Annotated in this window: 3 protein-coding genes and 1 pseudogene; 3 read left to right on the top strand and 1 reads right to left on the bottom strand. The window is 67.0% G+C overall.

Annotated elements, in window-relative coordinates; translation table 11 throughout:
- Nucleotides 1–330: 330 nt before the first annotated feature.
- Nucleotides 331–1028, bottom strand: a pseudogene (locus WD794_17405) (type 1 glutamine amidotransferase domain-containing protein).
- Nucleotides 1029–1783: 755 nt separating this feature from the next.
- Between WD794_17405 and WD794_17400 the strand changes: the two are divergent.
- From WD794_17400 to WD794_17390, 3 genes are read left to right on the top strand one after another with little or no spacing between them, the layout of a single operon-like run.
- Nucleotides 1784–2008 carry a ribbon-helix-helix protein, CopG family gene (locus WD794_17400; protein MEX2292090.1) on the top strand — a complete coding sequence of 75 codons (225 nt, stop codon included), beginning with the start codon at nucleotides 1784–1786 and terminating at the stop codon, nucleotides 2006–2008.
- 12 nt (nucleotides 2009–2020) lie between these two features.
- Nucleotides 2021–2389 (top strand): hypothetical protein, encoded by a 369-nt coding sequence (locus WD794_17395; GenBank protein MEX2292089.1) that lies wholly within the window; start codon nucleotides 2021–2023, stop codon nucleotides 2387–2389.
- 20 nt (nucleotides 2390–2409) lie between these two features.
- Entirely contained in the window at nucleotides 2410–3744 is a 1335-nt protein-coding gene (locus WD794_17390) for a hypothetical protein (GenBank protein ID MEX2292088.1), read from the top strand.
- Nucleotides 3745–4580 lie beyond the last annotated feature (836 nt).

Here is a 4580-nt window from a genome sequence, read left to right as displayed (position 1 = left end):
CTTTCGCGTTCACGACACGACGCCAGCTCCACTCGGCTGCAAAATCAGGGTCAGACTCTCATCGCTCAGTCCGCCATCCTCGCGATGGCTGTCGGCTTGTCGTCCGATTCACGCGGAGGACCTGGCGCGCGAGGCCGCTGCCGTTGCCGGACGTCGGACGTTCGACCGCACCATCAACCGAACAGCGCCACGCGTCATGTCGCTGCCGGACGCTGGCCCCAACGCTGAGCTGAACAGTGCACGCTCTATGCCGCTGTCGTCACTCCGCTGGCCGATGGAGGGTGGAGGCGGCAGGGTGCCCAGGACCGCCCGCGTGAGCGCCGAGCCGTCCTACGCGAAGAGATCCTCGAGCATGCGCTCGGCGAGGGGGCCGGAGGAGGCAGGGTTTTGGCCGGTGTACAGGTTGCGGTCGACCACGACGTTGGGGGCCCACGGCTCGCCCTCCACGAACTCGGCGCCGAGCGCGACCAGCCGATCCTGCAGCAGCCACGAAGCCTTGTCGGCCAGCCCGACCTGCGTCTCCTCGGCGTTGGTGAAGCCGGTCAGGCGGAGCCCGAGAACGGCGAGGTCGTGCCGGTGGCCTCGGTCGCCAGCAGGCCGGCTGGGGCGTGGCAGACGATGCCCAGCGGCTTACCCTCGGTGAGCGTGGTGGTGAGGACCGCGGCGGAGCTCGCGTCGACGGCCAGGTCCTCCATCGGGCCGTGGCCGCCCGGGTAGAACACCGCGTCGTAGGTGGAGACGTCGACGTCCTCGAGCGTGAGCGGGCTCTCGAGCTGGCTGATGCCCTTCAACGCGCTGCGCATCTCGTCGGCGCCGTCCTGCCCGCCGTTGACGTCCGGGGCCAGGCTGGCCTCGTCGACCACCGGCTGCACCCCGCCGGGCGTGGCCAGCACGACCTCGTGCCCGGAACCGGTAAACACGCGGTAGGGCGCAACCAGCTCCTCGGCCCAGTAGCCGGTGGGGTGCTCGGTGCCGTCGGACAGGGTCCAGTGACGCGCGCCGGTGACGACGAACAGGACTGTGCTCATGCGGTCGCTCCAGGGGCAGGGGGTACGGGCCGGGCCCGCTGCTCCTGCCCTCCGGCGCTCCGGGAAACCGGGGTCCGCCCGTCGGGCCTGGTGACGTCGAGCACGCCCAGACGGTCGAGCTGCCGTCCTGGCCCTGATCCGGGACCATCCGGGCCCGCACGGTCGTAGAGCACCTGCCTCGTGGTCTGCGACCCGCCGCAGCAGCGTCCTCATCTCCGCGAGGCGTGCTCGTACCCGCGTGTGTGGCGGACGGTGCCCGGGGCTGACTCTCGGAAGCGGCATCGCGGGGGCTCTTGCTTGCTGATCGCACTCTGGCGGGTGCAAGCACCTCGGCGACTCCGTGAGCCGGAGCCGCTTCTGGCCGCTCGGGTGCAGGCCAAGCATGCGCCGGCAGCCGGCAATCACCCTGTCGTGGGTGGCCGGTGCATCTCGGCCCGCGGCCCTGGTGACCAGCGTCACCGTCAGGATTGGGCTTGAGGGCAGCGAGTGGAAGGGGCATCCCACTGCCGCTGGCGTGCGATTCGTAGGACGGTGCTGAGGCGGGCGGGGCTAAGGAGACGACTCCGTTGACGTCCGTGATCTAGGGCTCCGACTTACGTGCCGCGTCACAGCCGCAAACTGATTGTAGATCTGCGTGTCAAGCGCGGACTTCGGCGTGTCGAAGCGCGATCCACCGCTGCACTTCTGCATACTTCTTGCACGGAGACCGATGCAGAACATACGCTGTCTGTCCACCATCATCCCTGAGGAGCTGCATGGCCAAGACCGCAAACGTCGCACGCCGGGTCACCGTCAACCTGCGGGCGAGCGATGTCGAGCGCATCGAGAAGATCGCTGAGAGCACGGGACTGTCAGCCAACGAAGTCATCCGACGCGCACTGGCGACAGAAAGCTTCATCGTCGAGAACCGGAACCAAGACCGCAAGATCCTCATCGAGGACAAGGACGGCACGGTCCAGCGCGTCGAGTTCCTCTACTAGGCCGTCGACACCATGACGACCGGGGGCGCGGGTGACGAGGAGCGGGCAAACCTGCCGCTTGGTCCCAGCGTCACCCGTGACGAGCTCCCGGACATCGACGATGTCGTAGGAACCCGCCAGGACGACCACGAGGCAGAGGCCGACATACGGACGCCGCGGGCGGTCCCATACGACCCGGCGAGGGACCGCGAGAAGGTCCGAGGCCGCGTGGTCTATGCCCTTGTCGCCCTGCTCATGTTCCTGGTGATCGGCCCGCTCGTCGCGATCTGGCGTGGCAGCACGTACGGGGACATGGAGCCTTTCTTGACGCTGGTGTTCGGAAGCGTGACGACCCTCGTCGGCAGTGCGATCGGCTTCTACTTCGGCGAGCGGAAGCGATGACGGTTCTCCCAGTCGAAGACATGGCCATGATCATCTGTGCGCCCTTCCAGGGAACGTCGGGGATGATCACCTCCACGGGAACCCTCACGGCGACCCGAGTTGCCGCCTGCAAGGTCTTGAATGCGGGCGGTACGGCAGCCGAAGTGGCGGCCACGCTGTTCACCGGGATCCTCAGCGCTGCCCCCGTCGAAGCAAGCGACGTCTCCGAGGGTGCAGTCTTGGACGGCCTCATAGCCGGCGCCTTGCAAGTGATGCGCATCCAGCTGCGAGGGCTTGGCTATGACATGAAGCCGTCGGTCGTCGAGGATCCGACGTTCGAAGAGCTTATCAACGACATCCTCAGCGGTGATGCCGGCGTGGACACAGTGGCCGGGTGGGCCTCTGCGCGGGCGACCCTCCGGGGAACTCCTACGGCTGCACAGCTGGAGTTTGACCTGGGACCGATCGTCCCGGAAACCTCGATTCGGGCGTACGTAGCTAGCGCCCTCACCGACCTGAGCGATGACGAATACGCAGATCTGCGGAAGCTGTCCTCCACGATCCAAAGGGCGCTTGACGAGGACGGCATAAGCACTCACTGCCCGACCGACTACACGGACCCCCGCACCACCTCCGACGACCCTCCACATCGGGTGAGTCGCATCGACTACGCGGCGGTCCTTCGGTCGGACCTGATCGTCTTCATCGCGAACCGGCCCAGCTCAGGAGCCGGCAAGGAACTCGTCTGGGCAGAGCGCAACGGTAACGTGACCCTGCTGCTCGCATCGTTGGGTGCTCGCCCGTCACGGCTGGTAACCGGCACAACCTGTCACATGACCGAACTCGCGGGGGACCAGACGCCGGAGGCGCTCGCGACGGCTATCAGGGGATTCGTGCAAGATCATCGGGCCGAACTGGAGGCGCACGCGCGTAGTCGGTCGGAGCGCTTGGCTACTCTTCAGCGCCTGCTGGAAGCCATGTTCGCTGTCCTACCTGTCGTGCTCCAGCGCCTCGCGGACTGCCCCCACTGGCTGACCCAGGAGCGGGCGGAGGAGATCGTCGCCAGCGTTGATCACGTCGCGAACGCGTCCCTGGCGGAGATTCAGGAGTTCTGCTCGCTCGCATCGCTGGACATGGCGCAGCTTCTCGGTTCGTCCCCGAACGGCGTCACTAGCGCGACGGACGTTGCAGCGGCCCTGCTCGGGCAGCGTGAAGCCAGCGCACTTGCGTCGGCTGCCTTGATCCGGAACTGGCCTTCTGAAGTCGTGATCGACCTCATCCGACGGGTGGTTGTGGAGCGGCCACTGGCCGGGGTGGCCTACCGACTCAATCTTCGCGATAGCGAGACCTGGATGGATCTTCATGACGCCCGATAGCGGGCACGTCCCGCATCACCTGGGTGAGCATCTTGCGAGCAAGGCCCTCCGGCTGCTGGACGGCGGAATGCCGACGGACCTCGAGCGACTCGCAGTGCTGCTCGGTGTGGAGGAAGTGCGTAAGTCGCAACTGCGTGAGGACGGCCGAACAACTTGGACGGACGGGCGCCCGGTTGTCGAACTGCGCTCAGACCGCCCACTCCAAAGACAGCGCTTCACTTTCGCGCATGAGTTGGGCCACGTACTCCTTGCCAGCAACCGCCTCACGGATGTGCGGCTGAGGACACAGTCGCTAGATCAGGATGCGGAAGAAACCTTGTGCGACTGGGTCGCTGCGGCCCTTCTAATGCCAGCCCACTGGGTGCGTCCCCTACTGGACCGCCCCATCACCCTGCCTCGCCTGCGCGCGATCGCCAACAGCGCGAACGTGAGCTTGTCCGCCGCGGCGGTCCGAGTAAGTGAACTCGGGAGGCGGCCCTGCATCCTGCTCCGTTGGCAGCGGTCATCGGCCGGCGGCTGGCATCTTGTCGGGCAGGCCGGCGTACCCGCACCTCTCGTGGGGACCTTGTCGCTCGATGTGGAGGATGGACGCCTTTTCAACGCGCTGGCGCGGCGCGACGAGAGGTGCGAGCTCCGGCTTTCGTCCGCTGGGCGCCCCCTGGAGCCCGCCCCGGCTGAAGCGAGCAAGCGCGGGACCACCGTGATGACGTTGATTACCTGCGACTTGCGGCAGCCGTCCTCGGAGCCGCACTAGGCGTCGGGATGGGCGTCCCTAGCAAAACCGGCGCGGCCATAGGCGCCCGTTACGGCCGCCGCCGAAGCGGCGCAGGTAGTGC

It is taken from the genome of Mycobacteriales bacterium (genome assembly GCA_040902655.1).
In the GTDB taxonomy this organism is placed as follows: Bacteria; Actinomycetota; Actinomycetes; order Mycobacteriales; family SCTD01; genus SCTD01.
Note: the sequence above shows the minus strand (reverse complement) of the source record. Positions and strands in the feature narration are given on the sequence as shown.